At 67.0% G+C, this 26,462-nt stretch carries 17 protein-coding genes; 11 read left to right on the top strand and 6 right to left on the bottom strand.

The features are described 5' to 3' along the window. Positions 1-169: 169 nt before the first annotated feature. Together ASD94_RS19225 and ASD94_RS19220 are read left to right on the top strand one after the other, a co-directional pair. Positions 170-1,060: an amino acid ABC transporter substrate-binding protein gene (locus tag ASD94_RS19225; protein ID WP_056646411.1), complete on the top strand. Its 891-nt coding sequence runs from the start codon at positions 170-172 to the stop codon at positions 1,058-1,060. A gap of 11 nt (positions 1,061-1,071) precedes the next feature. Continuing rightward, positions 1,072-1,884, top strand: coding sequence for an aspartate/glutamate racemase family protein (locus ASD94_RS19220; RefSeq protein WP_056646625.1), 813 nt, complete (start codon positions 1,072-1,074; stop codon positions 1,882-1,884). A gap of 97 nt (positions 1,885-1,981) precedes the next feature. On the opposite strand, the gene ASD94_RS19215 is transcribed toward ASD94_RS19220, so the two are convergent. Further along, positions 1,982-2,872 (bottom strand): NAD-dependent epimerase/dehydratase family protein, encoded by an 891-nt coding sequence (locus tag ASD94_RS19215; protein WP_056646408.1) that lies wholly within the window; start codon positions 2,870-2,872, stop codon positions 1,982-1,984. A 93-nt stretch (positions 2,873-2,965) separates the two neighbouring features. Beyond that, the gene (locus tag ASD94_RS19210) at positions 2,966-5,356 is read right to left on the bottom strand and encodes a GGDEF domain-containing protein (protein WP_056646405.1); all 2,391 of its coding nucleotides are present in this window, start codon (positions 5,354-5,356) and stop codon (positions 2,966-2,968) included. A gap of 261 nt (positions 5,357-5,617) precedes the next feature. Between ASD94_RS19210 and ASD94_RS19205 the strand changes: the two genes are divergently transcribed. From ASD94_RS19205 to arsA, 3 genes are all read left to right on the top strand, one after another. After that, positions 5,618-6,514 (top strand): dienelactone hydrolase family protein, encoded by an 897-nt coding sequence (locus tag ASD94_RS19205; RefSeq protein WP_056646402.1) that lies wholly within the window; start codon positions 5,618-5,620, stop codon positions 6,512-6,514. Between the two features lie 346 nt (positions 6,515-6,860). Further along, on the top strand, positions 6,861-7,688 hold the full coding sequence (locus ASD94_RS19200; protein ID WP_056646400.1) for a ZIP family metal transporter: 828 nt from the start codon (positions 6,861-6,863) through the stop codon (positions 7,686-7,688). A 52-nt stretch (positions 7,689-7,740) separates the two neighbouring features. After that, positions 7,741-9,549 (top strand): arsenical pump-driving ATPase, encoded by a 1,809-nt coding sequence (gene arsA, locus ASD94_RS19195; RefSeq protein ID WP_056646397.1) that lies wholly within the window; start codon positions 7,741-7,743, stop codon positions 9,547-9,549. 126 nt (positions 9,550-9,675) lie between these two features. Here the strand turns inward: arsA and ASD94_RS19190 are convergent, their stop codons facing one another. Then, the gene (locus tag ASD94_RS19190; protein WP_056646394.1) at positions 9,676-10,425 is read right to left on the bottom strand and encodes a LytTR family DNA-binding domain-containing protein; all 750 of its coding nucleotides are present in this window, start codon (positions 10,423-10,425) and stop codon (positions 9,676-9,678) included. Further along, positions 10,406-11,656 (bottom strand): sensor histidine kinase, encoded by a 1,251-nt coding sequence (locus tag ASD94_RS19185; protein WP_056646391.1) that lies wholly within the window; start codon positions 11,654-11,656, stop codon positions 10,406-10,408. Before ASD94_RS19185 ends, ASD94_RS19190 begins: the two co-directional genes overlap by 20 nt. Positions 11,657-11,708: 52 nt before the next feature. On the opposite strand from ASD94_RS19185, the gene argH reads away from it, so the two are divergent. From argH to ASD94_RS19170, 3 genes are all read left to right on the top strand, one after another. After that, positions 11,709-13,196, top strand: coding sequence for an argininosuccinate lyase (gene argH, locus ASD94_RS19180; RefSeq protein WP_056646388.1), 1,488 nt, complete (start codon positions 11,709-11,711; stop codon positions 13,194-13,196). 41 nt (positions 13,197-13,237) lie between these two features. Then, positions 13,238-14,227: a Bug family tripartite tricarboxylate transporter substrate binding protein gene (locus ASD94_RS19175; protein WP_056646385.1), complete on the top strand. Its 990-nt coding sequence runs from the start codon at positions 13,238-13,240 to the stop codon at positions 14,225-14,227. A gap of 200 nt (positions 14,228-14,427) precedes the next feature. After that, the gene (locus ASD94_RS19170) at positions 14,428-15,885 is read left to right on the top strand and encodes a diguanylate cyclase domain-containing protein (protein ID WP_056646382.1); all 1,458 of its coding nucleotides are present in this window, start codon (positions 14,428-14,430) and stop codon (positions 15,883-15,885) included. A gap of 119 nt (positions 15,886-16,004) precedes the next feature. Here ASD94_RS19170 and ASD94_RS19165 read toward each other — a convergent pair whose 3' ends face one another. Together ASD94_RS19165 and ASD94_RS19160 are read right to left on the bottom strand one after the other, a co-directional pair. Next, positions 16,005-16,613, bottom strand: a complete 609-nt coding sequence (locus tag ASD94_RS19165; protein ID WP_056646379.1) for a hypothetical protein — start codon at positions 16,611-16,613, stop codon at positions 16,005-16,007. 42 nt (positions 16,614-16,655) lie between these two features. Further along, a complete protein-coding gene (locus ASD94_RS19160) occupies positions 16,656-18,779 on the bottom strand; it encodes a catalase (RefSeq protein ID WP_056646376.1) in 2,124 nt (707 codons plus the stop codon). Positions 18,780-19,000: 221 nt separating this feature from the next. Between ASD94_RS19160 and ASD94_RS19155 the strand changes: the two genes are divergently transcribed. The 3 genes from ASD94_RS19155 to ASD94_RS19145 all read left to right on the top strand — a co-directional run bounded on the left by ASD94_RS19155 (position 19,001) and on the right by ASD94_RS19145 (position 26,461). Beyond that, positions 19,001-24,973, top strand: a complete 5,973-nt coding sequence (locus tag ASD94_RS19155) for an MG2 domain-containing protein (RefSeq protein WP_056646373.1) — start codon at positions 19,001-19,003, stop codon at positions 24,971-24,973. A 79-nt stretch (positions 24,974-25,052) separates the two neighbouring features. Further along, the gene (locus ASD94_RS19150; protein WP_056646370.1) at positions 25,053-25,421 is read left to right on the top strand and encodes a hypothetical protein; all 369 of its coding nucleotides are present in this window, start codon (positions 25,053-25,055) and stop codon (positions 25,419-25,421) included. A gap of 170 nt (positions 25,422-25,591) precedes the next feature. Next, complete coding sequence (locus tag ASD94_RS19145) at positions 25,592-26,461, top strand: methylglyoxal synthase (RefSeq protein ID WP_056646367.1); 870 nt, start codon at positions 25,592-25,594, stop codon at positions 26,459-26,461. The last annotated feature ends 1 nt before the right edge of the window (position 26,462 follow it).

Raw genomic sequence — 26,462 nt, 5'->3', positions numbered from 1 at the left:
TCCACGATGGTGCATGGATGTGCACCGAAACAGAGCCATAACTTTTCATCATGGTGGACCCGTGCAAATGAATTGTTCAAGACCGCCGCAAATTTTTACAGTGCCCCTGCGTCTTGCTTTCTCGTCTATCCGACTGTCTGTTCACCTGCTTTTTTGCAAAGGGATTCCCATGAAGCTCTCCGCTGTCACCGCTGCTGTCCTCGTGGTCGCCGGTGTGCTGGCCAGTACCGTGGCCAGTGCCGACACCCTCAAGAAGATTGCCGACACCGGCAAGATCACGCTGGCCTACCGCGAGTCGTCCGTGCCCTTCAGCTATCTGGCGGGCCCGGGCAACCCGGTGGGCATGTCGGTGGACATCTCCAACGCCGTGGTCGATGCGGTGAAGAAGCGGTTGAACAACCCCGCTATCAAGGTGGAGCTGCAGGCCGTGACTTCGCAAAACCGCATTCCGCTGCTGACCAACGGCACCGTGGACCTGGAGTGCGGATCGACCACCAACAACACAGCCCGCGGCAAGGACGTGCAATTTGCCATCAACTATTTCTACACCGGCACCCGGCTGCTGACCAAGAAGGCCTCGGGCGTCAAAAATTACGCCGACCTTGCCAAGAAAACAGTGGCCAGCACCTCGGGCACCACCAACGCGCAGGTGATCCGCAAGTACAACCGCGATAACAATCTGGACATGGACATCGTGCTGGGCAAGGACCACGAGGACTCCCTGCTGCTGGTGGACACCGGCCGTGCAGAGGCCTTTGCCATGGACGACATCCTGCTGTTTGGCCTGATGGGCAACACACGCAACCCGGCCGACTGGGTGGTGGTGGGCGACTCGCTGCAGGTGGAGCCCTATGCCTGCATGCTGCGCAAGGATGACCCGCAGTTCCAGACGCTGGTCAACGGCGTGATCGGCGGGATGATGAAGTCCGGCGAGTTCGACAAGCTCTATGCCAAGTGGTTCATGTCGCCGGTGCCCCCGCGTGGCCAGAACCTCAACCTGCCCATGAGCAAGGAGCTGCGCGACAACCTGGTGGCCCAGAGCGACAAGCCTGCGCTGTGATGAGCGTGAGCATGTTGCCGCCCACCCCGCACTCCCAAGTCCCGCAGGTAGTGGGCATTCTGGGCGGCATGGGGCCTGCTGCGGGCGCCGACTTTGTGCGCCTGTTTGTGCAGGCCTGCACCGACCGCATGGCGGCCCTGGGCATCCCCGTGCACGACCAGGCCTACCCCGAGCACTGGCTGGCGCAGGTGCCCATTCCTGACCGCACGGCGGCCTTGCACGACACCCGCCCGGGCGCTCACCAGCCCGCAGACCCCATGCTGCAGGCCACGGGCCGACTGGCGGCGCTGGGCGCGCGCGTGGTGGCCATTGCCTGCAACACGGCCCACGCCTGGCATGGCTTGCTGCAGCAGCGCTTTCCGCAGCTGATGGTGCTGCACGGGGTGCAAGAGGTGGTGGCCGACCTGGCGCTGCGCGAGGTGCACGGCGTGGGCCTGCTGGCCACGCAGGGCGCCTACGAGGCGGGCCTGTACCAGCGCGAGCTGGAGCACCGCGACATCGACTGCTTTGTACCCGAACCCCGCGAGCGCGACCAGCTGATGCAGGGCATCTACGACGGCGTGAAGGCCGGCAACTACGCACTGGCCCGCCAGCGGTTTGAAGCGGTGTCGCTGGTGCTGCATCAGCGCTATGGGGTCTCCACCCTCATCATGGGCTGCACCGAGATTCCGCTGGCACTGTCGGAGCATTCCCGGCTGGAGGGGCTGACGCTGGTCAACCCGTCTCTGGTGCTGGCGGCCGCCTTGGCGCGGCATGCGTACGGAAATAGGGACACGGGTGTACCACCCGCCGTTGGGTCATCCGCCTCACGGGTTGTGGTGTAGTGCGCGAGCACGGCTGCTCCCGCGCGCCACGGCGTAAAGGCCGCTGCCCAGGTGGTCGGACGATGTGCCTGCGTGATTGAAGCCCAGGCTAAGCGAATCACCGCCAGGCGGTCGCCACCAGCTGGCTGTAGTGCACCCCCTTGCGACCCAGCAGTTGCTCGAATACTGCGGGGTTGCCCACGTTGTCGCTGCCCAGCATGCTCAGGGTCTCGGTGCACCAGGGAACGCTGGGCACCGCGTCGCCCAGGCGGGCGCTCAGCTGGGTCAACGGGTCGGGCAGGCGCAGCACATGCGCCTTGCCATAGCCCAGTTGCTGGCGCAGGCTGGCAATGAAATCGCCCATGGTCAGCGCCTCGGGCCCGGCGCATTCGATGATGCCCTGGGTGGCAACGGCGGGCCCCAGCAGCGCAACGATGGCCGCGGCCAGGTCGTGAACCGACACCGGCTGCACCCGCGCCGTGAGCATGGGGCCGGGGAACAGCGCGACCGGCAGGCGCGCCAGGTTCATGAACAGCGCACTACTGTCCCCGCCTTTGCCAAACACCACGCTGGGGCGCAGGACGGCGGGGTGCAATGCCCCTTGCCTGGCCAGCGCCAGCAGGTGGGCGTCGGCGGCGCGTTTGGTAGTGGCATAGCGGGTGGCGCTGCCCTCAATGCCCAAGGCCGAGATGTGTACCACGCGCCGCACGCCCGCCTGGGCGCATGCGTCAAACAGCGCGACCGGCGTGTGTTGGTGCACGGCGTCTATGGGGCGCGCGCGGCTGTCGCGCAGCACCCCTACGGCGTTCACAACGGCATCGATACCCGCGAGGCGCGGCAGCCAGGCCTGGGCAGAGGTGTCCCGCGCAAAGTCCATGGGTACTTGCAAGGCGCCGGGTGACTGGTGGCGGGGCGATACGCCGCCGTGCACCTGGTGTCCTGCCTGGGTGAGTGCGGCAGCCACGGTGCGGCCCACAAAACCCGTGGAGCCGGTGAGCAAAATGTTCATCAGCGTTGTCCTGCGAAGAGTGTGACGTGCGCAAAAAAAGGGAGGCCCTGCACGGACCCGCTCAGGCCTTCGGCACACCCGCAAGCAACACGGTCACTGCGGGGGCGTGAAAACCTCGAAGCGGTTGCGGCCCCCGTACTTGGCGCGGTACAGGGCCGCATCGGCCGCCTGCACCAGTGTGTCAGAACTGGTTCCGGGGCGTGGGACCAGGCTGGCAATGCCCGCACTGAGTGTGACGTAGGGGGCGGTGGGGGATCGGGGGTGGGCCAATGCGGCCTCGCGCAGGCTGGCCATGCATCGCTCTGCCACGGTGACGGCCTCGGGCAGCGGCACATCGGGCAGCAACAGCACAAACTCTTCGCCGCCGTAGCGTGCGGCCACCTCGTCGGCACGGCGAATGGTGCCCTGCAGCAGCTGGGCCACGCGGCGCAGGCATTCGTCGCCGGCCAGGTGGCCATAGTGGTCGTTGTAGAGCTTGAAGTGGTCGATGTCGATCAGGATCACGGCCAACGGCAGCTGGTGCCGCGCGCAGCGCATCCATTCGGTGGCCAGCCGTTCGTCAAAGCGCCGGCGGTTGCCGATGCCGGTCACCCCGTCGGTGGTGGACAGCAGGGCCAGCTTGGCATTGGCGGCGGCCAGCTCCTGCTCCTTGCGTACCAGCTGGGTCACGTCGGTGCGTACCCCCGCAATGCCGCCCTGGGGGGTGCGCCGTTCATCGGCCTGCAGCCAGCGGCCTTCGGGCAGGCGCTGCAGCACGGCGTGGTTGGCGGCGCGGTGGTCGGCCATGCGCTGCGCCAGCCAGGCTTCTTCGTTGCCCATGGCATCGAGGTACTGGCCGCGCTCGGCGCCATAGCGGGCGATTTGTTCAAACGTGCTGCCGGGCACGATCAAGGGAGCCGAGATGGGGTACAGGCGCCGGTACTGCGCGTTGCACACCACCAGCCGATCGTCGGCGTCAAACAGGGCAAAGCCTTCGGGCAGTGACTCCACAGCGTCCTGCAGCAACTGGCGCGCCTGCTGCGCGGCCTGCTGGGCAGCTTCCAGGGCCTGGCGCTGCTCGATGAGGTTGGTGATGTCCAGGCGCACGGCCACCACGTAGTTTTCGGGGGTGCGGGTTTCGTAGATGTTGATCCAGCGCCCATCGCTCAACCGTTGCACCAGCGTCGAGGTGCTGCTGCCATGCTCCGACAGGCGCTCCGCGATCCAGGCCTCTTCGCGTCCTTTGGCCGAAGGGATCAGGCCGCGCGAGACCGAGTAGCGCAGGATGTCCACAAAGCCCTTGCCCAGGTGCTCCGCATAGTCGATGTACGGGTACATGCGCGACAGCTGCTGGTTGTACAGCACCAGCCGGTCCTGCTCGTCGAAGATCTCGATACCCACGGGCAGGGCCTCCACCGCGCGCTCCAGCAGCTGGCGCATGCGCTGGCTCTCGTGGCGGGCAGCCTCGACCTTCTGGCGCTGTTCGATCAGGTCGCTGATGTCCAGGCGCACGCACACCGTCATGCCGGATGGGGTGCGGCATTCGTGCATGTGCATCCACGTGCCATTGGGGTAGTGGCGCACCTCGGGGCCGGGCCGGTGACCCCGGATGGCCAGCTCGTGGGCCAGCCACAGCTCTTCCTGACCCTTGGCCTCCTCGGGGATGCCATAGCGCAGGCCTTCACGCAGCAGCTCTTCGTAGGTCTTGCCCAGGGATTCCGCCACGGGCAGGTGCGGGCGCAGGCGGGCCATCTGGTCATTGCACAGCACCAGCCGGTCTTGCTCGTCATAGATGTCCAGCCCAGCGGGCATCGCATTGACGGCTTCGCGCAGGCTGCGCTCGGCGCGCTCGGCGTCGTGCAGGGCTTGCTTGAGTGCGCGCTCCTTGTGCACGGCGTCCGTGATGTCGGCGCGCAGGACCACCATGCCGCCCCCGTCCTGCAGGCGCTCGGTGATGAGCATCCAGCGGTCGCCCTCGACCTCCTGTACCTCGGGGTGGCCGGGGGAGCGGTGGCGGGCCATGCGGTCGGCCAGCCATGTACTGGTGTCCTGCCGCGCCGCCACGATGTGGCCCGATTCGGCTGCGCGGCGCAGCACGTCTTCAAAACGGGTGCCGTACTCCACGGCCATGGTGGTGCCGGGGCTGACTTCCCGGTACCTGGCATTGCACAGCACCAGGCGGTCGTCAGCGTCATAGATGGCCAGGCCGTCGGGCAGGATGTCGAGCGTGGCGCAGAGCTGGTTGGTGGCCCGCTGCGCGGCATCCTGGGCGGCACTGGCCGTTGCATGTATCGCCACCAGCCGCAGGCTGAGCCACCAGCACAGCACGGCACTGGCCACCAGCCCCAGCCCGGCCCCCACGCTGGCCAGGCGCATGGCGGGGTCCATGCTCTGGCGGGCCAGTGCCCAGGTCAGCAGCCCTAGGCCCCCCGCGCCGCAAATTCCGGCCACCAGCCGGACCAGCAGCTGTCCGTGCAGAGGAAAGGGTGTGGGAGTAGGGGGCATGCGCTCGGGCCGGTGCGGGTGGTCTGCAGGAAGTGGTCGGGCTTTGGAGTCCAAGAAGAAAGGTGGAAAAGGGGCGTGTGGGCAAGCGTCTGCGCGGTGATGTGCCAGTGGGGCACTCCCTGGGAGACGGTGCTCGCAGAAAGTCTAGCAGTGCTCCCCGTTTTTCGGTACCCGAAAATGCGGAGCCTCCGCAAACCCCATAGACTCCGGGGCTGGCACTTTCCGGCCCGTGGCCCATCCCCCCCTTTTTTGGAGAAACCGATGTTCAATGACGACCTCCATGCTGACGCCCAGGCGCTGTTGCCGGGCCGCACCACCGAAGCGGGCGCCACGCGTCGTACTGCACTGCAGGCGGCGCTGGGTCTGGGGTATGCGGCGGCGGCCGCGCCCATCATGGCGCAGACGGCCATTGCCACGCCGGCAGATGGCCTGACGGTGGGGGAGGTGAGCTTCACGGTCAACGGCTTCAAGGTGCCGGCCTACCGCGCGGCGCCCGCAGGCAAGACCGGCCTGCCTGTGGTGCTGGTGATCCAGGAGATCTTTGGTGTGCACGAGTACATCGCCGACACCTGCCGCCGTTTTGCCAAGGCGGGCTACCTGGCCATTGCCCCGCAGCTGTATGCGCGCCAGGGCGATGCCACCACCTACACCGACATTGCCAAGCTGATGGCCGACGTGGTGTCCAAGGTGCCCGACGCCCAGGTGATGGCCGACTTGGACGGCGCCGTGGCCTGGGCCACCGCCAACGGGGGCGATGCTGCCCGGGTGGGCGTCACAGGCTTTTGCTGGGGGGGGCGCATCACCTGGCTGTATGCCGCACATGGCCCCGTGAAGGCGGGCGTCGCCTGGTATGGGCGGCTGGTGGGGCAGGCGAGCGAACTCACCCCCAAGCACCCCGTGGACCTGGCGCCCATCCTCAAGGCGCCGGTGCTGGGCCTGTATGGCGAAAAAGACACCGGCATCCCCCTTGACACGGTTGATAAGATGAAAGCTGCCTTGTCCGGTGGCTCGCCACAGGCCAAGGCGTCGGAATTTGTGGTGTACCCCGATGCACCGCATGCCTTCCATGCCGACTACCGCGCCAGCTACCGCAAGGAAGCGGCCGAAGACGGCTGGAAGCGTGCGCTGGCCTGGTTCAAGACGCACGGCGTGGTCTGATGTCCAGACCCCTGGCCCGCTAGGCCACCCGCAGCCGCCCCAGACCCGGGGCGGCTTTTTTCATCTTGCATCGGGTGTGCAGATTTTGAATAAAAAATGAGCGCAAGAACCTGTTCAAGCTCTTGGGCTCGTGCCCATGCAAGCAGCCGGGGCGTTCAATCACCCGATTTCACTCCAACCCTTCGGGCAAGTGCCTTGCCGGGCGGTCTGCGGCGTTGCGGCACTTGTGGATAGCCGGGCTATCCACTGCGCCCCGTGCCTTGCATCCCATCCCGGCAAGGTACTTGTGCGGCCCTGAAAAGAGCTTGAACAGGTTCTTAGGCTTACAGATAAAGCGCAACAAGCTATGACTTTGGTAGCAATCATTTTGGCCACCCTGGCCGCTGGTATTGGCAGTGTGTGGCTGGCCGCCTTGCTCATGCGGCTGGGCCTGGGCGGGCGAGCCGATAGCGTAGGCCCGCAGCACCTGCTCAGCCTGGCGGCGGGCGCTTTGCTGGCCACGGCCTTCATGCACCTGCTGCCCGAGGCGTTCGAGAGCCAGGCGGGTGCGCACGACCTGTTTGCCACCTTGCTGGTGGGTGTGGTGTTTTTCTTTTTGCTGGACAAGGCCGAGCTGTGGCATCACGGGCACGAGCACAGCCACGCGGGGCCTGCCCCGCACAGCCACGCCCATCACGATCACGGCCATGACCACGGCCATGCGCACCACCACCACGGCACCCGCTCGGGCGGCTGGGCGGTGCTCACGGGCGACAGCGTGCATTGTTTTGGCGACGGCATCCTGATCGCCTCGGCCTTCATGGCCGACATCCGCCTGGGCGTGATCGCTGCCGTGTCGGTGCTGGCGCATGAGGTGCCCCACCACATGGGCGACCTGGTGGTGCTGCGCCAGACCAGCCCCAACCGCCGCATGGCGCTGGTCAAGGTGTCGCTGGCGGGTGCGGTGACGGCGCTGGGCGGCGTGGTGGGCTATTTTCTGGTGGGGCAGTTGCAGGACTTCTTGCCCTACTTTCTGGCCGTGGCGTCGAGCAGCTTTGTGTACGTGGCGCTGGCCGATTTGATTCCCCAACTGCAAAAACGCCTGACAGCGCGCGAAACCGTGCTCCAGATTGCCTGGCTGATTGCGGGCATGGCGGTGGTCACGCTGGTGAGCGGGGCGGCGCACGCGCACTGACGCACTTGACCTGGCTCAAGGCTGTGCCAGACGGCTATGCCATGCTGGGGGCATGACCGCACTGCACGCCACCACCGTTTCCCTGGGCCTGCTCGCTCAGCCCACGCGCTTCCTGTTCTTTACCGGCAAGGGCGGGGTGGGCAAGACCTCGCTGTCCACCGCCGCGGCCATCGCCCTCGCTGACGCTGGCCGACAAGTGCTGCTGGTCAGCACCGATGCGGCCTCCAATCTGGATGAAATGCTGGGCGTGCCGCTGTCCAACCAGCCAGTAGCTGTGCCGGGGGCGCCGGGGCTGTACATGCTCAACATCGACCCCGACACGGCCGCTGAGGCCTACCGACAGCGCGTGCTGGCACAGCTGGAGGCCACGGCCACCAGCGACGAGCGTGCCACCGTGCGCGAGCAGCTCTCGGGTGCCTGCACCACCGAGATTGCGGCGTTCGACGAATTTGCGGCATTGCTGGCCAGCGAGGGCGATGCGGCGGGCCACCGTTTCGACCATGTGGTGTTCGACACCGCGCCCACCGGCCACACGCTGCGCCTGCTGAGCCTACCCAAGGCCTGGACCGGGTTTCTGGCGGGCAACGACCGGGGGGCGTCGTGCCTGGGCCCGCACTCGGGGCTCAAGATGCAGGAGGCACGCTTCAACGCCGCTCTGACCGCGCTGAGCGACCCGGCCCTGACCACCGTGGTGCTGGTCACCCGCCCCGACCCCCGTCCGATGCAGGAGGCAGCCCGCACTGCGCGCGAGCTGCGCTCCCTGGGTCTGGCCAACCAACGCCTAGCCATCAACGGCGTGTTCCATGCCAACCAGCCGGGACAGGACGCGATTGCCGACGCCATTGAGGCGCTCGGCCGTGAGGCTGTGGACCAGATGCCGGATGCGCTTGCGCAGCTGCCGCGCGACGAGGTACCGCTGCGTCCCTTCGACACGGTGGGTTTGCCGGCGTTGCGGGCCTTGCTGGGTGGCGGCGACGTACCGAGGACCTTGCCCCCTGCGGCCGCGGGTGTTTCGCTAGAGGCCGAACCCCTGTCGTCCCTGGCCGACGTGCTGGCCGCCAAGGGCAACGGCCTCATCATGGTGATGGGCAAGGGTGGGGTGGGCAAGACCACCATTGCCGCCGCGCTGGCCGTGGGCCTGGTACGCCGGGGGCACAGCGTGCACCTCACCACCACCGACCCGGCGGCCCATGTGCAAAGCCAGCTGGACGGCACACTGCCAGGGCTGAAGGTGGGGCGCATCGACCCGCAGACTGAAACCCAGGCCTACATCGACAAGATCATGGCCACGCGCGGCAAGGTGCTGGACGACGCGGGCCGTGCCCTGCTGCTCGAAGACCTGCAGTCGCCCTGCACCGAAGAGGTGGCTGTGTTCCACGCGTTCAGCCGCGTGGTGAACGAAGCCCGCAGCGCCTTTGTGGTGCTCGACACGGCGCCCACGGGCCACAGCCTGCTGCTGATGGATGCCACCGGCGCCTACCACCGGCAGATGACGCAGCAGTACGAAGGCAGCGCGAACTCCAAACACATCATCACGCCGCTGATGCGCCTGCAGGACGCCGACATGACCCATGTGGTCATCGTCACGCTGCCTGAAGTCACGCCCGTGAGCCAGGCCGCCGCGCTGCAGGACGACCTGCGCCGCGCCCACATCGAGCCCTGGGCATGGGTCATCAACAAAAGCGTGGCGGCCACCGGCACCAGCGACCCGCTGCTGCAGGCCCGGCTGGCCGGCGAGCAACAGCAGGCTGCACGCATTGCCAACGGCCTGGCGCAGCGTACCTACGTGCTGCCCTGGCTGGCGACGCCACCCGTGGGGGTGGAGGCGTTGGGGCGACTGGTGGCCCCGCAACTCCCGTAGTGACAGGGGATCTGCTATCTCATTGATAGCTTCACAGGCATATGGAATTGGCGCTGGTGGCCAAAATGACCAGAAAAAACCTGTAGGGGCATGCAAGAGCCCGTGAGGGGCTGCTGGGGCCTGTTACTAGCGCGCCAGTTCCTCGCGCACGGCCGCCACCTGCCGTCGCGACACCGCCAGCAGCTCGGTCGATCCCTGCAGCCGCACGGCCCAGCCTTCGCCCTCTTCAGGGTCGTAGTGCTTCTCCAAAGCGCGCACGGCGCGGCGTGCCACCAGTGCATTGCGGTGGATGCGCAGAAAACGCGGCGCAAACTTGGTTTCCAGCTCGCTCAGCGATCCGTCCATGATGTAGCTGCGGGTGGTGGTGCGCACGGTCACGTACTTCTGCTCGGCCTTGAAGTACAGCACCTCGGCCAGGGGCAGGCGTTCGGTGCGGCCCCGGTCCTGGATCAGCAGGGTCTCGCCCTCGGGCAGTCCGGGCGCGACGCTGAGCGCGGCGGGGCGGCTGGTGCGCTGCACCTTGGCCAGGGCCTGTTGCAGGCGCTCGCGGCGCACAGGCTTTGTGAGGTAGTCCACGGCGTCCAGTTCGAACGCGCTCACGGCGTGGTCCGCATGGGCCGTCACAAACACCACGGCCGGGGGTTGGGGCAGGGCCTGCAGTGCATGGGCCAGCGCCAGACCATCCTGCCCGGGCATGTGGATATCCAGCAGCACCAGGTCAAACGCGCGGCCGCCCGTGGGACTCAGCAGTGCCATGGTCTCGGCGGCGTTGGAGGCCTCGGCCACGGTGCAGCGCTGGATGTCCGAGCAGTCGGACAGCAGGGTGCGCAAGCGGCTGCGCGCCAGGGCTTCGTCGTCAACGATCAGGATGTTCATGGGGTTTGGAGGGGGTAGGTGCGGTGGGCGCGACCACGCCACGGCGGGAGTTGCCCCGCAGGTCGCCACGCCCGCGCGGTGTAGTGCGCTGGCGGGACGCAGGGGTAGGGTCGGCAGCGGGCAGGGTGATGCGCACCTGGTACAGCCCGTCCTGCACGCCAGCGGTGAATTCGCCCTGCACGTCGTGCAGCAAGGCCAGCCGCGCACGCACGTTGGCCAGTGCGATGCCATGGCCCCGGGTGCTGGGCTCGTCGTGCTTGCCTGCTCGGCTTTCTTTGGGGGGCAGGGTGTTGGTGATGCGCACGACCACGCGGTTGCCGCGCAGCTCGGTCAGCACGCGCAGCTTGCCGCCCCGGGCGCTGGGCTCCACGCCATGTTTGACAGCGTTTTCCACCAGCGGCTGCAGCAGTAGCGGGGGCAGGCGCGCGCTGTCGGTGCGCGGGTCCAGGTTCCATTGCACTTGCAGGCGCGTTCCAAAGCGCACCTGCTCGATGCCCAGGTAGCGCCGCGCCAGCGTGATCTCCTCGGCCAGCGTGGTGGATTCGCCCTGCTCGACGAGGGCCACGCGGAACAGGTCCGACAAGTCTTCGAGCAGCGACTCGGCCTTGGCGGGCTCCTCACGCACCAGCGCAATGGCGCTGTTAAGCGTGTTGAACAAGAAATGCGGGCGGATGCGCGACTGCAGCTCTGACAGGCGCGCCGTGGTGGCGGCCGGGGTGCGCCCCCGGGCACGCAGCACCAGCGCGGCCACCAGCATGGCCGCCAGCAACGCGCCCGTGGCGGCGCTGGCCAGCCAGGGGGGCGATGCCGACAAGCCCACCAGCGCCAGCATGGCGCAGGCATAGACCCCGGCCACGGCGCCCAGCAGCACCCCGGCGGCATATTGCTGAGCGGTGGACAGGCGCTGCAGCAGCGTCTTGAGGCTGCAGGCCGTGATCAGCCACACCAGCGTGGCCGGCAGCGCACCGCCCGTCAGCAGCGCCAGGCTACTCAGCCATTCGACGGGGGTACTGACGCCATACATGGCGCCCACGCCGACCACCACCTCCACAAACAGCACGGCCCGCAGCACCACACCCACTTGGCAGGCATCGAACACCAGGGCCCGCCCACGTGGCGGCTGCCCGCCCGGCCCGGCTCCAGCGGCTGCCCGTACGCTGCGCGCAGGCCTGTCTGGCAGGGCGGAATCTGGCGGCAGGGGCGGGGTCGATAAAATTTGCGTATCTTGCATTGCGGCATCCGGACAATCCGGGTGTCTGAACCACCGGATTATTGCCCTCCTTATGTCCAATTCCCAAGCCATTGGCTCGGCCGCTGCGCCATCCCACAACCAGCTCGACACCAAGGCCCAGGCCTGGTCAGCCCTGTTCTCCGAGCCTATGAGCGATCTGGTCAAGCGCTACACCTCCAGCGTGTTCTTCGACAAGCGCCTGTGGCAGGCCGACATTGCAGGCAGCCTGGCGCACGCCGAGATGCTGGCCGCGCAGGGCATCATCTCTGCCTCCGACCACGCCTCCATCCAGCGCGGCATGGCGCAGATCAGCTCCGAGATCGAGTCCGGCGCCTTCGAATGGAAGCTGGACCTGGAAGATGTGCACCTCAACATCGAAGCCCGCCTGACCCAGCTGGTGGGCGATGCCGGCAAGCGCCTGCACACCGGCCGCAGCCGCAACGACCAGGTGGCCACCGACGTGCGCCTGTGGCTGCGCGGTGAGATCGACCTGATTGGCGACCTGCTGAAGGAACTGCAGGTGTCGCTGGTGGACGTGGCCGAGCAAAACGTCGAGGTGATCCTGCCCGGCTTCACCCACCTGCAGGTGGCCCAGCCCGTGAGCTTTGGCCACCACATGCTGGCCTATGTGGAAATGTTCAAGCGCGACGCCGAGCGCATGGCCGACGTGCGCCGCCGCACCAATGTGCTGCCGCTGGGCAGCGCAGCCCTGGCCGGCACCACCTACCCGCTGGACCGCGAACGCGTCGCAAAGACGCTGGGCATGGTGGATGCGAACGGGGCCCCCGTGGTCTGCCAGAACAGCCTGGACGCCGTGAGCGACCGCGACTTCGCCATCGAATTCACCGCCGCCGCCAGCCTGTGCATGGTGCATGTGAGCCGCCTGTCTGAAGAACTCATCATCTGGATGAGCCAGAACTTCGGCTTCATCAAGATCGCCGACCGCTTCACCACGGGCTCGTCGATCATGCCGCAGAAGAAGAACCCCGACGTGCCCGAACTCGCACGCGGCAAGACCGGCCGCGTGGTCGGCCACCTGATGGGCCTGATCACCCTGATGAAGGGCCAGCCCCTGGCCTACAACAAGGACAACCAAGAAGACAAGGAGCCGCTGTTCGACACGGTGGACACGCTCAAGGACACGCTGCGCATCTTTGCCGAAATGGTCGGTGGCCAGCTGAACCCTGCCACGGGCAAGAAAGAGGGCGGCATCACCGTCAACGCCCAGGCCATGGAGCAGGCCGCGCTCAAGGGCTACGCCACCGCCACTGACCTGGCCGACTACCTGGTCAAAAAGGGCCTGCCCTTCCGCGACGCGCACGAAACCGTGGCCCACGCCGTGAAGGCGGCCACCACCCATGCGTGTGACCTGTCCGAGCTGCCCCTGACCGTGTTGCAGGGCTTTCACCCGCAGATCGAGAAGGACGTGTACGAATGCCTGAGCCTGCGCGGCTCGCTCAATGCCCGCAACACGCTGGGTGGTACGGCCCCGGCCCAGGTGCGCGCCCAGCTGGCCCGCCACCGCGCCCGCCTGGCCTGATCCTTGCACCGCCGCTTGACCTTCTACCCTGGAGCTTTTTCATGACAACTTCTCGCCGCAGCCTGCTGTCTCGCCTTGTGCGCACCAGTGCTTTTGTGGGGGCCGCACTGGCCGTGGGCCTGGCGTCTGCCCAGCAGGCCAAGCCCATTCGCCTGCTGGTGGGCTTTCCGCCCGGCGGTGGCACGGACGCCATTGCGCGCACCTTGTCCGAGAAGCTCAAGGACGAGCTGGGCCAGCCCGTGGTGGTCGAAAACCGCCCGGGCGCGGGCGGCCAGATTGCCGCGCAGGCCCTCAAGGCCTCGGCGCCCGACGGCACCACGCTGTTCCTCACGCACGACCACACCATCTCTATCCTGCCCCAGGTGGTGAAGAACCCGGGCTACGAACCTGCGCGCGACTTTGTGGCGGTGGGCGGTTTTGCTACCTTCGTGAACGCGTTTGCGGTGTCGGGCGGCACGCCGGCCAAGTCGTTCACCGAGTACGTGGGTTGGGTCAAGGCCTCGGGCGGCGGCAAGGGGGCCGTGGGCATTCCCGCCCCGGCGTCCACGCCGGAGTTCCTGGTCAAGCTGATCGGACAGAAGTACCAGCTGGACCTGGTCTCGGCACCCTACCGGGGCAGCGCACCCATGATGGCCGACATGCTGGGCAACCAGATCAGCGCGGGCGTGGCCTCGGTGCAAGACTTCATGGAGAACCACAAGGCCGGCAAGGTGCGTGTGGTGGGTGTGCTGGGCACCAAGCGCCAGGCCTCCATGCCCGACGTGCCCACGTTCGACGAGATGGGCCTCAAGGGCTTTGAAGACCTGCCGTACTACGGCATCTACGCCCCCACCGGCACGCCGCAAAAGTTCATCACCGACTTCTCGAATGCGCTGGCCAAGGTCGTGGCCCAGCCCGATGTGCGCGAACACCTCACCGCCATGGGCCTCACAGTGGGCTACATGTCGCCCCAGCAGCTGGCCACGCGCGAAAAGGCCTACACCGAAGCCTGGACGCGCATCATCAAGACCAGCGGGTTCGTGGCGCAGTAAGGGCTGTCAAACGGGCGGCGGGTCATACACCTGACCCCGCCCGGATTCGCAGCGCCGGCGGTGCGGCCCCTGAGGGGCCGATGTGAAGTCCTTGCACTGACCGGCCTGGATGCCATCCCAGCGGCCGGCGACTGCGCATTCGGTGCTGGCTGGGCTGCGCAGACCATGGCACCATCCGGCACCCACCCCGGACCTCATTCATGCCCACCAGCCGCCTTCCTTCGAACTGGATCCATCACCGGTACCTGCCCCTTGCGGTGGGCGTGTGCAGCAGCACACTGGCTGCCTTGCTGGCCTGGGTGGTCATCGACATCTCCCACACCAAGGCGCGTGCCGAGATTGCCGCGCAGGCGCAGAGCCATCTGCTGCAGATCCGCGACCGCCTGGACCGGCAATTGCAGAGCACGCTGTCGGTGCCCGAAACGGTGTCGGCCTTCATTGCTGCACAAGGCAGCATGTCGCCCGACATCTTTGCCACCGTGGTGGGCCGCCTGCTGGAGCACCAGCGCAATATCCGCAACCTGGCCCTGGCGCCCGACAACGTCATCAGCGACGTGTACCCGCGCGTGGGCAATGAGCGGGCGATTGGCCTGCGGTACCTGGACAACCCGCAGCAGCGCGGCGCGGTGGAGCGGGCCATCCAGACCCGCCGCACGGTTGTTGCGGGCCCCATTCCTCTGGTGCAAGGGGGGCTCGGCATCATCAGCCGCACGCCGGTGTTTCTGGCGCATCCGCCGGGGCGCGCACCGGTGGGCGGGCCCCGTTACTGGGGCATCGTGTCGCTCACCGTCAATGCCGACACCCTGTTCGCCGATGTGGGCTTGAACTCTGACCAGATGGGCTTTCAGGTGGCGGCACGCGGGCTGGACGCGATGGGCGCGCAGGGCGCGGTGTTCATCGGCCGATCCCAGTTGTTCGACGAGAAGCCCGCCACGCTCGATGTGCCTTTGCCGGGGGGCGGCAGCTGGATTCTGGGCGCCGTGCCCACCGGTGGCTGGGGGGCTGCAGGCCGCGCACCCGTGCTGGTGGTGATGCTGGCCTATGCGTTTGCGCTGGTGCTGGGGCTGTTGAGCGCGCGGCTGGTGCGCGCCCACCAGCAGGTGCTGGCCTTGGCCAGCCATGACCGCCTGACAGGCTTGCCCAACCGGCGCCTGTTTGAAGACCGCTTGTCGCAGGCGGTGCTGACGGCCTACCGCGACCACCGTGCTGGCGCGTTGCTGCTGGTGGATCTGGATGGCTTCAAGGCCGTGAACGACAGTCTGGGGCATGGCAGCGGCGACCAGGTGCTGGTGCGTGTGGCGCAGCGTCTGGCCGGACTGGCGCGCGCCAATGACACCGCCGCCCGCCTGGGCGGCGACGAGTTTGCCCTGGTGCTGAACGCTGTGGCGTCCCCCGAGGCCGCTATGGAAATGGCCCAGAAGGTACTGGCAGCGCTGGTGGCACCCATCGGATTGGACAGTGGCCAACACGTGCTGACCGGTGCGAGCATTGGGGTCGCCTTGTTCCAGGGCCCTGCGGTGGAGTCCATGCCGGCGCTCATGGACCGGGCGGACCGGGCGCTGTACACCAGCAAGCGCAGCGGCAAAGGGCTGGCAATACTGGCCGAAGCCCCTGGAGTTGCCGAGCCGCCGCAGGAGACCTCCACGCCGTCGGCGTGAGGGGCGGGTTTTGCCGATCTCCAACGAAAATAGCTGCAAGCGCTAGTGCATCAAGCGCTTGCAGCTATATTTTTAGGAGCGCAGCCTGTCGCGAGGCTGCCGCTCAGCCCGCAACCCGGTCACAGCATGGCCGTGCGCTGCTGCTCGGCGCGCGATGCGCCGATGGCGGTCTCCACCTTTTTGACCTCTTCAGGCGGGGGCAGCACGGCGGGCATGCCCAGGGCCTGAATGGCCAGCTCGCGGCACCAGCCCTTGGTGTGGTACAGGTGGTGGTCCTCGTCTTTTTCCACGGCCTTGTGCGCCACTTTGAGGGTGTGGCCCACATCGCCCGTGGCCACCTTGGCCACCTGGCCCAGCAGCTCCCAGTTGGCATGGTCCTTGGTTTCGGCATGCACCACACATTCGCAGGCCACCAGCTGTGCGGCGTCTGGCGTGCCCGACTTTTTGGCCAGCTGCATCGCCTGGACCAGGGACGTGCCAATGTGCTTGACCACGGCCCGTGTGGGCGACTGCGCATCGGGGTCCAGGCCCAGGGCATCGCAGATGCCGCGCACCACGTTCTGGTGCGCCAGCGTTTCTTCCAGATAGCCTTCCCATTCCTTCTTCAGGTCGGGGTTGATGACGCAGGTGAGGGCGGTGCGGTACACCTGTTCGCCGCCGAGTTCGGTCTCCATCATCTGCAGGACGAGGTCGTCGAGTTGATGGCTGTCGTAGTGGCTTTTGGGCATGGTGACTCCTTGGGGGTGGGTGAACAAAAGGGGGCGATGCGGTCAGGCCAGGGTGCGCACCTGGGGCTCGCGGTCCCACTGGCGTGTCTGGGCGGCGGCGACGAAGCCCTGCGCATCGGCCGGGTCCACCACGCCTGCATCAGGTTCGATGCCACCGGCCTGCAGGATGGCCCGCGTGCCCTTGCAGGCGGCAATGGCCTTGAGGTGGCCAAACGCGTCGCGGAACCAGTCCACGGCCGCCGCCTCCTTGGCCAGCTGTGCGCCCATGTCGGGCGACAGGATGGAGGCCACGGCGTCAAACACCGCCGATGGGGTGCCGGCCAGTTGGCCGTCTGCGGGCAGCAACGTGCCGTCTTTCAGGATGGCGCCGCCCACCTTGGGTGCGACGATCTTCACGGTGGCGCCGACTTTCTCCAGCGCCTTGCGCAGGTTGGCCACCGAGGTGCCGTTGGAGCCGTCGGCCACCAGGATGCCGATGCACCGGCCCTGCAGCGTGGGCTTCATGCGGTCGATGATGCGCAGCGCGGGCGACAGGGGCAGGTCCTGCACCGGCTCGGTGGTGGTAGGGGCCGGCGGCAGGGTTTGCAGACCCAGGCCGTCGGCCACGCGCTGGGCCAGGTCGGCGTCCACATGCAGCAGATGGCCCACCACGGCTTCGCGCACATGGGGTGTGCCCACCTTGGACAGCTCGAACACCAGCGCCGACGCCATGTGCGCCTGCTCCAGCGGGCTCTGGCTGCGGTAGAACATGCGCGCCTGGCTGTAGTGGTCGGCAAAGCTCTCGGGGCGCACGCGGCCCTTCACGCCATCGTCGGCCTGGGCCACATGGCGAAAGCCTTGCGCCAGCGAGGCGCGGGGCGTGTCGCCTTGCAGGCTGCTGGGTTCGTAGTTGACGCGGCCTTTTAGCGCCTGCACTTGCATCTGCATGTGACCGTCGCGCTGCATGTTGTGGAACGGGCACTTGGGCGCGTTGATGGGGATCTGCGCAAAGTTGGGTCCGCCCAGGCGCGACAGCTGCGTGTCCAGGTACGAGAACAGGCGGCCCTGCAGCAGCGGGTCGTTGCTGAAGTCGATGCCGGGCGGCACGTTGGCGGGGCAGAACGCCACCTGCTCGGTCTCTGCAAAAAAGTTGTCGGGCCAGCGGTTGAGCACCATGCGGCCAATCGGCTGCAGGGGCACCAGTTCTTCGGGGATGAGCTTGGTGGGGTCGAGGTGATCGAACGGAAAGCGCTCGGCATCCTGCTCGGTGAACAACTGCACCGACAGCTCCCACTCGGGGAAGTCGCCCGCCTCGATGGCTTCAAACAGGTCGCGCCGGTGGTAGTCGTTGTCGGCCGACTGCAGCTTGACGGCCTCATCCCACACGGTGGACTGGATGCCCAGCTTGGGCCGCCAGTGGAACTTCACAAACGTGCTCTCGCCCGCCGCGTTGAGCAGGCGGAAGCTGTGCACGCCAAAACCTTCCATCATGCGCAGACTGCGCGGGATGGTGCGGTCGCTCATGGCCCACATGATCATGTGCATGCTCTCGGGCATCAGCGAGACAAAGTCCCAGAAGGTGTCGTGCGCGCTGGCAGCCTGCGGAAAACCCCGATCAGGCTCCATCTTCACGGCGTGTACCAGGTCCGGGAACTTCATCGCGTCCTGGATGAAGAACACGGGGATGTTGTTGCCCACCAGGTCCCAGTTGCCTTCGGGCGTGTAGAACTTGACAGCAAAGCCGCGCACATCGCGCGGTGTGTCCACCGAGCCCGCCCCACCGGCCACGGTGGAAAAGCGGGTGAATACAGGGGTCTGCACGCCGATCTCGGTCAGCACCTTGGCGATGGTGTACTTTTTGAGCGAGTGCGTGAGTTCAAAGAAACCATGGGCCGCTGTGCCCCGGGCGTGCACGATGCGCTCGGGAATGCGTTCATGGTCAAAGTGGGTGATCTTCTCGCGCAGGATGAAGTCTTCCAGTAGCGCCGGGCCGCGAGGCCCCGCGCGCAGCGAGTTCTGGTTGTCGGCGACCGGAATGCCCTGCTGCGTGGTCAGTACCGGGTGCTTGCCGCCAGCCTGTTGCTGCAGTTCGCCCGCGTTGCCGCGAAAGTTGTCGGACTGGGTGGAAGAGGGCAGGGCAGACGGCGATTTGTGAGCCGCGCTGCGCGAGGTAGGGGGTCGTGCCATGGGCGCTCCTGAGGGTGCATGGGGTAAAACGAAGCCGTTATCTTTGGACGCTGTGCAGGGGCAGCGGGTAGGACGTGGCCCCATCGGTACGTCGTCATGCGCAGGAGATGCCCGCTGGCCCGGTCGATACGTAAGTGCTTGCAACACACACCCGTGCGACATGGCACTTTGTTACGCTTGCCGGTTCCTTCGGAGGGGATAGCGTGAACGCAAAACAATGGATGTTGGCCGCCAGCCTGTCTCTGGTGGCCTGGGGGGCGCAGGCCCTGCAGATCACCAGCTTTTCGCCCCAGGGCGAGGTGGCGCGCGTGCGCCAGGTGGTGGCCAAGTTCGATAGCGCTGCAGTCAATTTTGGTGACCCCAAGGCGCCCGCGCCGCTGAGCCTGAGCTGCAGCGACGCCAGCGTGACCAAGGGCACGGGCCGCTGGACCGGCGAGCGCGAGTGGGTGTTTGACTTCGAGCGCGACCTGCCGCCGGGCGTGCGCTGCACCGCCAGCGTCAAGCCAGGCTTCAAATCGGCCGCTGGCGCAGAGCTGACGGGCGCCAAGAGCTATCAATTCAATAGCGGAGGGCCGTTTGTGCAGAACCTCCGCCCCAGCACCTACGAGCAGATCGACGAGGAGCAGTTCTTTGTGCTGTTCCTCAATGGTGCTGCCACCACGGCCAGCGTGCAGGCCAATGTGTGGTGCACGGCCGAAGGCGTGGGCGAGCGCATCCCCGTGCGCCTGATCGAAGGGGCCCCGCGCGCCGAGATCCTCAAGGGCCTGGGCCTGGAGAAAGACGCCGCACGCGATCCCTTGTCGTTTGCCACGCTGGCCTGCAACCGCCGGTTCACCTCGGGCTCGCGCATGCAGCTGGTGTTTGGCAAGGGTGTGGCAACCCCCAGCGGGGTGGCCAACACGGTGGAACGGCGCTTCGACTTCAAGGTGCGCGAGCCGTTCTCGGCCGAGTTCAACTGCGAGCGTGAAAACGCCCAGGCGGCCTGCCTGCCGATCCGCCCCATGATGCTGTCGTTCAATGCGCCCGTGCCGCGCAAGCTGGCCGCAGCCATTCGCCTGAAGTCCGCCAAGGAAACCCTCAAGCCCCAGATCGACGGCGGGACAGAAGGCGCGCAGGCCGATGCCGTGGTCAACAGCCTGCAGTTCAATGCGCCGCTGGCCGAGAACACGGCCTTCACTATCGAGCTGCCCAAGGACTTCAAGGACGCCTCGGGCCGCCCGCTGCGCAATGCGGACAACTTCCCGCTCAAGGTGTCCACCGGCGGCATGCCGCCGCTGGCCAAGTTTGCGGCAGCGCCGTTTGGCATCGTGGAGCGTTTTGCCGAAGGCCCCGCGTCGGGCAATCCCCCTGCGCTGCTGCCCGTGACGCTGCGCAACGTGGAGGCTGCGCTGCGTGTGCAGGGATTGCAGGCGGGCGCTGCCACAGCCAGCGCGCCAGCGGGCAAGGTGAGCACGCTCAAGCCCCGCACCGATGCGGACATCATTGCCTGGTTCCGCAAGGTGCAGCGCTACGACAGCTATGTGGTGAACCGCAAGCAGGCGCGCCAGGACGTGACCGGCCCCCTGCCCAAGGTGCTGGATGACGACAAGGAATACGTGCAGTCGCGCATGCTGTCGCTGCTGGCGGGCAAGGGTGGCGTCAAGACGCTGGACTTGCCCAAGCCCGCGAGCAACGACCCTCGCCCGTTCGAGGTGGTGGGCATTCCGCTCACGCCCGGCTTCCATGTGGTGGAGATCGCGTCGCAAAAGCTCGGCGCCTCGCTGTTGGACGACCGCCATGGCGAAAGCCGCACGATGTATGTGCGCACCTCGGCGCTGGTGACCAACCTGGGGGTGCATTTCAAGCTCGGCCGCGAAAACGCCATGGCCTGGGTCACCACGCTGGACAAGGGCCAGCCCGTACAGGGCGCCACAGTGCGCGTGTCGGACTGCCGGGGCAACGAACTGGCCAACGCCACCACCGATGCCCAGGGCATAGCCCGCATCGAAGGGCTCTCGCCCGAGCCACCGGGCTGCAATTCCAATTCTGAGGAGGAGGCCGGTCAGTCGTACTTTGTGAGCGCACGCCACAAGGGCGTGGATGGTGTCGAAGACATGGCCTTCACCTGGAGCGACTGGCAGCGGGGCATCGAGCCCTGGCGCTTCAATGTGCCCACCAGCCGGTCCCCTTCGCCGGACGAGCGTGCCCACACGATCTTTGACCGCACGCTGTTCCGCGCGGGTGAAACGGTGTCGATGAAACACCTGCTGCGCGCCGAAACACGCCAGGGCTTTGCTCTGTCCGCATCGCGCCCCGACACCCTGGTCATCACCCACCTGGGCAGCGGCCAGCAGTTCACCCAGCCTCTGGCGTGGCGCGGCACGGCCACGGGCGGTCTCAGTGCGCAAAGCACCTTTGCCATTCCGCCCACGGCCAAGCTGGGCGTGTACCAGGTTGAGCTGGCGGGCAACGGCACCGTCAACGGCAGCTTGGCGTCCGGCTCGTTCCGGGTGGAGGAGTTCCGCCTGCCCGTGCTGGAAGGGCGCGTTGCCCCGGTCGATAAAAAGGCGCTGGTGCGCGTGCGCTCGGTGCCCACCGATGTGCAGATCAACTACGTGGCCGGTGGCGGCGCGGCCAATCTGCCGGTGCGCGTGTCGGCCCTGGTGCGCGGCAAGTCCCTGGAGTTCAGCGACTACGACACCTTCCGCTTCAGCCCGCCGCGCAAGCGCGAGCAGAGCAATGCCAACAGCGACGACGAGGAAGCTTCCGCCAGCCAGGACGCGCGCGTGATTGCCGACAAGCTGCCGCTCACGCTGGACAAGAACGGTGCGGGCAAGGTCACCATCGACAACGTGCCCCAGGCGCGCCAGCCGCAGGAGCTGCTGCTGGAGGCCACCTATGCCGACCCCAATGGCGAGGTGCAGACCCTGCGCAGCACGCAGACGCTGTGGCCCGCCGGTGTGGTCGCGGGCATCAAGACCGAGGGATGGGTGTCTGCGCGCCAGAAGATTCGCTTCCAGGCGCTGGCGCTGCAACACAACGGCAAGCCGGCGGCCGACACCTCGCTGCAGGTGCAGGCCGTGGCGCGCATCACCACCACCACGCGCAAGCGCATGGTGGGCGGCTTCTACAGCTACGACAACCAGACCGAAACCAAGGACCTGGGCACGCTGTGCACCGGCAAGAGCGACGCGCGCGGCCTGCTGCTGTGCGAGGCCAAGCTCGACGAGGCGGGCGAGGTGGAACTGGTGGCCACGGCCACCGACAAGGACGGCAACACCAGTGTGGCCGCGTCGTCGGTGTGGGTGACGCGCCAGGGCGAGCTGTGGTTCGGCGGCGAAGACCACGACCGCATCGACCTGCTGGCCGAGAAAAAGAGCTACCAGCCCGGCGAGACCGCCAAGTTCCAGGTCCGCATGCCGTTCCGCTTTGCCACGGCCCTGGTGGCGGTGGAGCGCGAGGGCATCATCGACACGCAGGTGGTGCAGCTCAACGGCCAGGACCCCACGGTGAGCCTGAAGGTGCAGCCCGACTGGGGCCCCAACGTGTACGTGAGCGTGCTGGCCCTGCGCGGTCGCCTGCGCGAGGTGCCGTGGTACAGCTTCTTCACGTGGGGCTTCAAGGCGCCGCGCGAGTGGTGGAACTCGTTCTGGTACGAAGGCAAGGAATACCAAGCGCCCACGGCGCTGGTGGACTTGTCCAAGCCCGCCTACCGCCTGGGCGTGGCTGAAATCCGCGTGGGCACGCAGGCCCACCAGATCGACGTGAAGGTGCAGGCTGACAAGGAGAGCTACGCCGTGCGCGGCAAGGCCCAGGTCACCATCACCGCCACCCTGCCGGGTGGCAAGCCTGCCGCCAATGCCGAAGTGGCGCTGGCTGCCGTGGACCAGGCGCTGCTGGAGCTGATGCCCAACAACAGCTGGAACCTGCTCGAAGCCATGCTGCAGCGCCGCAGCTGGGGTGTGGAGACATCGACTGCGCAGATGGAAATTATCGGCCGGCGCCACTACGGCAAAAAGGCTGTGCCTGCTGGCGGCGGCGGCGGCAAGTCGCCCACGCGCGAGCTGCTGGACACCCTGCTGCTGTGGGAGCCTGCACTCAAGCTCGACGCCAACGGCCAGGCCAAGGTGACCGTGCCGCTCAACGATGCACTGACCACCTTCAAGATCGTGGCGGTGGCCGATGCATCCACCGGGCTGTTTGGCACCGGCAGCACCAGCATCCGTGCAACACAAGACCTGCAGATCATCAGCGGCCTGCCGCCGCTGGTGCGCGAGGACGACCAGTTCCGCGCGCAGATCACGCTGCGCAACACCACCAAGGCAGCCATGAAGGTAGAGGTGGCCCCGCGCGCCACGCTGCTGGAGCTGAAGCCCCAGACCATCGACATCCCGGCCGGAGAGGCGCGCGAGGTGGCCTGGGACGTGACCGCCCCCGCGCAGCTGGCGCAAACGCGCGCCGAGGCCATCCTGTGGGAGATCGAAGCCAAGGACCAGGTCAGCGGCGCCCGCGACGCCCTCAAGGCCCGCCAGCGCATCGTGCAGGCGGTGCCGCTCACGGTGCAGCAGGCCACGCTGGTGCAGGTGGACGGTAGCTACAACCTCGACGTGAACCCACCCGCCGACGCATTGCCCGGCCGAGGGGGGCTCAATATGTCGCTGCAGCCCAAGCTGGCCGAAGGCCTGCCCGGCGTGCGCGACTGGTGGGCGCGCTACCCGTTTGCCTGCCTGGAGCAAAAAACCAGCAAGGCCGTGGGTCTGCGCGACGGCGCGCTGTGGCAGACCGTGGTGGCGCAGTTGCCCACCTACCTCGACAGCGATGGCCTGGCCAGTTACTTCCCGCCGCGCGACGGCGACGCCAACCGGGGCAGCGACACCCTCACGGCCTATGTGCTGGCCGCCACGCACGAGGCCGCCAGCATTAACCCCGCGTTTGCCCTGCCCGATGAAGCCCGCGCGCCCATGGAGCGTGGCCTGATCGCGTTTGTGGAAGGCCGCATCCAGCGCAACTTCTGGAGCCCGCGCAAGGACCTGGACATGCGCAAGGTGGCCGCACTCGAAGCGCTGTCGCGCTACGGCAAGGCTCAGGGCCGCATGGTGAGCAGCATCACCATCGCGCCCAACCAGTGGCCCACCCACACGGTGATCGACTGGGTGAATGTGCTCAAGCGCGTGGCCGATGTGCCCGAGCGCGACAAGCGTCTGGCCGAGGCGATGCAGATCCTGCGCGGCCGCCTGTCGTTCCAGGGCACCAAGCTCATCTTCAGCAACGAGCAGGACGACTACTGGTGGTGGCTGATGCAGAACGGCGACGTGAACACCGCCCGCCTGATGCTGGCCGTGATGGACGACCCGGCCTGGAAGGACGACATGGGCCGCCTGGCCAACGGCTTCATCAGCCGCCAGCAGGCGGGCGCCTGGCACACCACCACGGCCAACCTGTGGGGCGGCCTGGCGTTGGAAAAATTCAGCGCCAAGTTCGAGGCCACACCCGTGTCGGGCACCACCAAGGCCAGCATGGGCGGCAACACCGCCAGCGTGGACTGGAGCAAGGTGGACCGCGTGAAGGCATCGGACGCCACCGGCGCTCCCAACCAGATCACCTGGTTTGGCGCGCCCGCATCGCCCGGCAATCTGAAGAACAACGGCATGTTCCTGCCCTGGAGCAAGACGGGCGGCAAGGAGCAGTTGGCCGTCACGCACCAGGGACCGGGCAAGCCCTGGCTCACGCTGCAGTCGGTGGCGGCCATCGATCTCAAGGCGCCGTTCGCGGCGGGCTATGCGATCAAGAAGACCATCACCCCGGTGGAGCAGGCCAACAAGTCGCTGCCCGCCGGCCAGTACACACGCGGCGACGTGCTGCGCGTGACGCTGGAGGTCAACGCCACGGCCGACATGACCTGGGTGGCCATCACCGACCCCATCCCGGGCGGCGCCACCATCCTGGGCAGCGGCCTGGGCCGCGACTCCGAGATCGCCACGCAAGGCGAAAAGAAGACCGGCGCGGGCTGGCCTGCGTTCGAGGAGCGCAGCTTCGAGTCCTTCCGCAGCTACTACGAGTACCTGCCCAAGGGCACCGTCAAGATGGAGTACACCGTGCGCCTGAACAACGCGGGCGACTTTGCGCTGCCGCCCAGCCGCGTCGAGGCCATGTACGCGCCCGAGATGTTTGGCGAGTCGCCCAACGCACGGGTGAAGGTGCAGGTGGCCAAATAAGCAGCGACGCCCCAACGCCACTCTGTCATAACGCCGCCATGCACCGCCTTGCCCATCGCCCACCCCGGGCCCATATGCCATGAGCCTCAGCGTCTTTCTGGAGCTGCGGTTCTGGCTGCTGGTGGGGTTCTCGCTGGTGCTGCCGGTGGGTATCTATGCGCTGCTGCTGGTCACCCGGTCGATCTCGCGCTGGGCGGTGCTGGGGTTTGGCGTGGCGCTGGTGCTGATCGCGGGCGTGGATGTGTATCTGCTGCAGTCACTGGCCGCGCAGGCCAAGAGCACCCTGTCGCCGGCGGATGACGCGTGGTTCAGCTCCGAGCTGACGATTGCGCTGTACCTGCTGCCGGTGGTGTTCGGCGGTATTGGCGTCAATCTGATCTCGCACGTGCTGCTGCGCCACCTGACCGAGGCCGAGGGGCGGTTTGACCGTGAGCACTCCGATCGCTGAGTCATTAGATCGGCTAACACAACTCCCCTGGCGTCGTTGTCTCGCCTTGTCGTACTACTTGTACTGCCTGCGGCGAAACGCCTGGCCAGGGCCGCTTTGCTGAGTTTTGTTAGCCGCTCTTAAGGGCTTACGATGCCTCGATCCCTTCGTTTTCAGAAAGTCAAACCGCCATGATCCTGGGTCTCGCTGCCAACCGCTTGCACCACCACACCGAAGACGCGGCGCTCTTTTCCTGGTTGCGCGCCTGCGAGGCGGGCATCCGGGAACTGCAGCTGGGGCTGCACGCCGTGGGCCGCACGCACGATGCCATCGTCGCTGCGGGCATGCTGCAGGGGTACCGTCCGCTGGTGCGCTATCCGTACGGGCGCGAAGGTGGGCTGATGAAAGTGGTGGCAGAGGTGGTGGGCATGGGGGAAGGGCGCACGCTCGATGGTGCGATTTACCTCACCGACCCTGTGGACCCTTCTTCCATCTTTCCCGAGGCGCTGGCGCTCAAGCGGCAGTGCGTGATCCATGGCAAGCCGTTTCTTTCTACCGTGGCCAGCGCACGCGACTGGATCGAGATGGAGCGCATCCACGCCGGGCTGCCGCCCGACCCGCAGGCCGACCGGTTTCATGACCATGGCAACCAGACACTGGCCCTGATTGCGCACGACGCGTGCAAACAGGCCATGCTCGACTTCGCGGATCGCAACTTTGATGTGCTGTCGCAGTTTCGCCACCGGGTGGCCACCGGCACCACGGGCCAGCGACTGAACGCCCTGGCGTGGAGCAAGGGCTGGCCCGAGGGGCAGCCCTGGGTGCAGCGCTTCAACAGCGGGCCGCTGGGTGGCGACGCGCAGATTGCCGACCTGGTGCTGGAACGCCGCTGCCACCGCGCTGTTTTTTTTGAGGACCCGCATGTGGCGCGCCAGCACGAGGCCGATATCCAGCTGCTGGAGCGCGCCGTGACCACTGCCACGTACGATGCGGTGTGTGTCACCGTGCCTGGCGTGGCGCAGCGCTGGTGCGACGCCGTGCGCCTGCGCGCAGCGCGCTGAT

The organism is Acidovorax sp. Root70, from assembly GCF_001428225.1.
Lineage (GTDB): Bacteria > Pseudomonadota > Gammaproteobacteria > Burkholderiales > Burkholderiaceae_C > Acidovorax.
Note: the sequence above shows the minus strand (reverse complement) of the source record. Positions and strands in the feature narration are given on the sequence as shown.